Source organism: bacterium (assembly GCA_040755795.1).
GTDB lineage: Bacteria > UBA9089 > CG2-30-40-21 > CG2-30-40-21 > SBAY01 > JBFLXS01.
In genome coordinates, this window is record JBFLXS010000345.1 from 1 (window position 1) to 4,365 (window position 4,365).

General features: G+C 36.7%; 3 protein-coding genes, 1 tRNA gene and 1 pseudogene. All 5 read left to right on the forward strand.

Annotation, left to right across the window (positions count from 1 at the left end; all coding sequences use genetic code 11):
* Nucleotides 1-201 precede the first annotated feature (201 nt).
* The 5 genes and pseudogenes from AB1414_16265 to AB1414_16285 all read left to right on the forward strand — a co-directional run bounded on the left by AB1414_16265 (nucleotide 202) and on the right by AB1414_16285 (nucleotide 4,231).
* A tRNA-Asn gene (locus tag AB1414_16265) sits at nucleotides 202-276 on the forward strand.
* Nucleotides 277-326: 50 nt separating this feature from the next.
* Nucleotides 327-1,976, forward strand: a complete 1,650-nt coding sequence (locus AB1414_16270) for an N-6 DNA methylase (GenBank protein MEW6608974.1) — start codon at nucleotides 327-329, stop codon at nucleotides 1,974-1,976.
* The gene (locus AB1414_16275) at nucleotides 1,973-2,644 is read left to right on the forward strand and encodes a hypothetical protein (GenBank protein ID MEW6608975.1); all 672 of its coding nucleotides are present in this window, start codon (nucleotides 1,973-1,975) and stop codon (nucleotides 2,642-2,644) included. Before AB1414_16270 ends, AB1414_16275 begins: the two co-directional genes overlap by 4 nt.
* A gap of 1,053 nt (nucleotides 2,645-3,697) precedes the next feature.
* The gene (locus AB1414_16280) at nucleotides 3,698-3,961 is read left to right on the forward strand and encodes a hypothetical protein (protein MEW6608976.1); all 264 of its coding nucleotides are present in this window, start codon (nucleotides 3,698-3,700) and stop codon (nucleotides 3,959-3,961) included.
* A pseudogene (locus tag AB1414_16285) lies at nucleotides 3,958-4,231 on the forward strand (type II toxin-antitoxin system YafQ family toxin). Before AB1414_16280 ends, AB1414_16285 begins: the two are co-directional and overlap by 4 nt.
* Nucleotides 4,232-4,365 lie beyond the last annotated feature (134 nt).

A 4,365-nucleotide genomic window follows, 5' to 3' on the forward strand; every position in this document is an offset into this window, starting at 1 on the left:
GGTTAATGACCCTCTGGGTTATCTTTTGGGACTCCAAAATGTCAAGAGAAACAAAAAGATGGCAAGAAATGAGGTAACACAATGCCACGCACCGTAAATATAGCCTTAAGTTCTACGCAACGCTCTCCGCTCTCTTACGTAACAACACTAAAAATTTTTCTTGACAAGTAGTTATTTAACCCGTATAATATTAATAGAGGTTCCTCGGTAGCTCAATGGTGGAGCGAGCGGCTGTTAACCGCTAGGTTGTAGGTTCGAGCCCTACCCGGGGAGCCAGATTTGATGCTCAGACGAACCTGGGTTTATATATAAAAATGAGGTAAAAGATGAAAACAAAAATAAAATATAAACAGAAAAGGGAAAAGCCTCTTTTTGTAAGAGAAAATCTGTTCCCAGCACTGGCTTATCAGTCATCTGTTAACAAAATAGGAGAATTAAAGCAGAAGGATATTTCTAAATTTGCAATTCAAAAATTAAATATCCTAATAGATAAGTTTGGGATTGATAATGCATGGTATTCAATTTTAGCCACCCATATCTATAAACTCCGGCAATCTCACTTTGATTATCTTTTGAAACAAAAAGAGTTTTCTAACGCAAACATTCAAGATTCAGATATACTTGATTCTATTTCAATTGGAGAAATAGCAACACTTTATGAATACTCTTTGTCACGCTTTAATAGAGATAGAAGAAAACAAGAAGGGCAATATTTTACTCCTACTGATGTTGCTCAAGTGATGGCTAAAAAAGCCCTTTCTTTCCCAATGGGTAAAATTTGGGTTGACCCATGTTCTGGAGTGGGTAATCTTTCTTTTTGGTTGGTTAAATTACAAGAAAATCCCGAGAGTTTTTTAGTTAATCAACTTTATTTGATTGACAAAGATGCTCTGGCATTATTTATTGCGCGTACTTTATTCACGCTGGCATTTCAAAATAAGTCAAGGAGTTTATTTCTTGATATAGCACCTCGTTTTATAGTTGCTGATTTTCTTTTTTCACCCAATCTCCCGGTATTTGACTTTGCTATTCTAAATCCTCCATATGTGGAAGTGGAACCTGACAATTTGTTTAAGAGTGCAAAGTCACGGAATTTATATGCCTACTTTTTAGAACGGGTTATAAAGTTATCAAAAGGATTTGTTTCAATTTCGCCACAAACTTTTACGCATGGACAAAGATTCAGAACTTTACGTCAATTACTGCTTACCAATATGAGGGATATTTCAATTTATTGTTTTGATAATGTTCCCGACACTATATTTAGAGGTTTTAAATTTGGGTCAACCAATACAAACAAAGTCAATAGTATAAGGGCGGGTATTATTGTAGCTAAAACAGAAAGCGAATCTCGTTCTTTCAGAATTACCCCCTTATTGCGATGGCGCACAAAAGAGCGTGCCAAAATGCTGGAGCATATTGATGATTATTTAACAAATGTAGAAGCGATATCAGATATTTTCCCCAAGATTCAAAAAGAACTTTTGCCATTGTACAACGAATTAAGTAAGACAAAAAAATGTTTAGCATATCTTATCTCTTCCCATCCAACTCCATATAAACTTGTTATCCCATCAACACCACGATATTTTATTTCTGCATTGCGAAAAGAAGTGAATCGTTCCTCCTTCAGGATTTTGTATTTTTACAATAAACAAGAATATGACCTCGCATATCTCTTACTAAACAGCAGTTTTGCTTATTGGTGGTGGCGTATTAATGATGGTGGTATGACGATTTCAGAAAAAACTCTACTCTCATTACCGATATTGGACAATATTCCTGTTGATAGACAGCTTATTTCAAAGCTTGAATATTCAGAGTTAACAAACCGTGTGGTTAAAAAAAATGCAGGCAAAAATAATGAAAATGTAAAGCATAACGCATGTCTTATAGAAGAAATAAATCAAAAGATTTTTCCAAAATTTGCTTCTGCATTTAAGCATTTACACAATAATTCAGTTATTAACATATGATAATATCAACACAATTATTAAATAAAATCATTAAAGCATTATCACAGATGCCTAAAAGATGGGATGCTCGTCAAGTTTATTTAGATTGGAAGAATACTAACAGCCAATATTTGAAACAAACGGAATGGAGTGGTTGGCGATTTCAAGAGCTGTGTGAACAATACTTGAAACTTACGCAGCTGTTTGATTTTTCAAGACAGAGGTATGGTTTCGCTGATTTTGATGCTTTTGCGGAAATTCCTTGGGATTTTAAGGCACATATTCGTCAAAATCCTCGTGGACTACAAACTCACAAAGTTCCTGGTACCGACAGACGAGCAACTCTCCAGGCGATTAAGGATTATGGTGCAGTTGGCTTTATATTGGGGATAGGCGATGCTGTTTTTAACGATGAGGACAGGAGTTTTCAACTCTGGCATGATAAACTTAAAGGCGGATTATCGGAGTACGAAGAAGAGAGAATATCCCGTGGTGCTCCTTCTCGCTTGCGTAAGACTAAATTCATATTGGAAGAAATTTGGATTATTGAAATTGATAAAAAATTATGTGAGAATTTTGGAACTTTTATGGAGGGATTTAGAAATAGAGATGGAGGTCCACGCAAAGCAAAAGTGATGTTGGACTTAAACATAATTGAACCGATTCACAGGATTCGTTTTCCGGGTTAATAAAGGAATAATGAATTCTAAATCTACTTTTTACTTTTTTGCACCAACTTTTCTGGCAACGGTTCGCCGAAGACGATGATTGTGCCTTTCCTGCGATATGTGAACATTTTTATCAGCAGGGTGATTGTTTCGGCAGAATATGAAGTTCATCTACCGTTTGAGCTTCACAAGAGGAGAAATCCTTTGGGTGTGGCTACTTTTGGACGACGGTTAAAACAGCCTTCCTGTTCCTTTTTAAGGAATCTGTTTATAAAGAACATTACATTATAAGTCTATATCTCTGTGAGCGTTGTGAAAAACTTCGACCTGTGCGGTTAGAAATTACAAGTAAATTTCCTCAAACCTGAAAGGTTTGACTTTTACATAACCGTAGATAAAATCTACGGAGAGAAGGAAAACTCCTGCTTACTACTCAACCCTGAAAGGGTTGAATTCTAACCATGGATTACATTCGACCCTTTCAGGGTCGAGTTTTGCGGGCGTTTATTTCCGTAGATTGCATCTACGGTTATTTAAAATTTGACGCTTTCAGCGTCAATAACCTAAAACCTAACCGCATAGGTCGAAAAATTTCGACCTATGCAGGTAACTTTAGACCTGTGTTAGAAAAGGAGATATGGAGATAAAGGGGATATATTTAGGAGTTTTTGGTGAAAGGGTTAGGAGGCTGGTTTGGTTTAGGGGTTATGAAGCCTGGCCTGGCGCCAGGTCAGGGTTAGTCTTTTTGCACAACCATTCTGAGCTAACTCCTGAGCCTGTCAGAGCCTGCCTCTGAAATGCCCTGAATCAAGTTCAGACCAGGGCAAGCTCTGATGAAAATCAAGGAACAGGTTTTTGATCTTTTTGGTAATCGGTCCAAAAATTTTGTTGAGAATAGGGAAAGATTTTGATAACATATTCCTATAATAGGCAAACCCCGTTAGAAATATCTATTAAGTAGAGGAGTGATGAGAAAGTGGGAGTGAAACAATCAATCGTAGGTATTTCTAACAGGGCAAAAGTGGAGGTGACACTCAAAAAAATCCCGATTAGTTTAAAAAAGGAGTGCCAAAGATGTTGACATCAAAGAAAGAATTGGAAAAATCTCAATCTGTAAGAATCACTACAGGAGAGGCGTTTTATCGGGTCTTTCGGGCATTACCAAAAAAAGACCGCGTGGCTGTCACACGATATATTCTGAAAGATAAAGATATTCGACATAGTTTTGGTAAACTTGAAATCCCGAATGAAACGACCTTGAAAGCATTTGACGAAGACAAATCTACCGTGCCTGTATTTCATTCTGTCGAAGAATTACGAAAGGATTTGTTATCTTGAATCTGACTATTCGAAGAACAACCCAGTTCAAACGAGACATTAAACGACTTTTACGAAGTGGGGGAAGATATTGAGAAGTTACTGAGTACTGTTGAGGAACTTGCCCAAGGAAGGAAATTACCTCATAAATACCATGACCATCCACTCATCGGCAAATATAAGAATAAGCGTAATTGTCATATTGAACCCGATTGGATTCTGATTTACGCAATAGAGAACGATGAACTTGTTCTTTATCGTACAGGAAGTCATTCTCAACTTTTTAGATAATATTAATACTCGATGTTCAAGTTTTTTAAAGGTATAAAGATTTAACCGCAAAGAGCGCAAAGGAAGGTTTCGCAAAGGACGCAAAGGAAGGAAAATAAGGTGGTGAACAACCTATTGCTTTGTTAAGTTTGCTT

Excerpts from the sequence above, each read along its gene's own strand:
- AB1414_16270 (MEW6608974.1), top strand. The coding sequence starts at position 327 with ATGAAAACAAAAATAAAATATAAACAGAAAAGGGAAAAGCCTCTTTTT.
- AB1414_16280 (MEW6608976.1), top strand. The coding sequence starts at position 3,698 with ATGTTGACATCAAAGAAAGAATTGGAAAAATCTCAATCTGTAAGAATC.
- AB1414_16275 (MEW6608975.1), top strand. The coding sequence starts at position 1,973 with ATGATAATATCAACACAATTATTAAATAAAATCATTAAAGCATTATCA.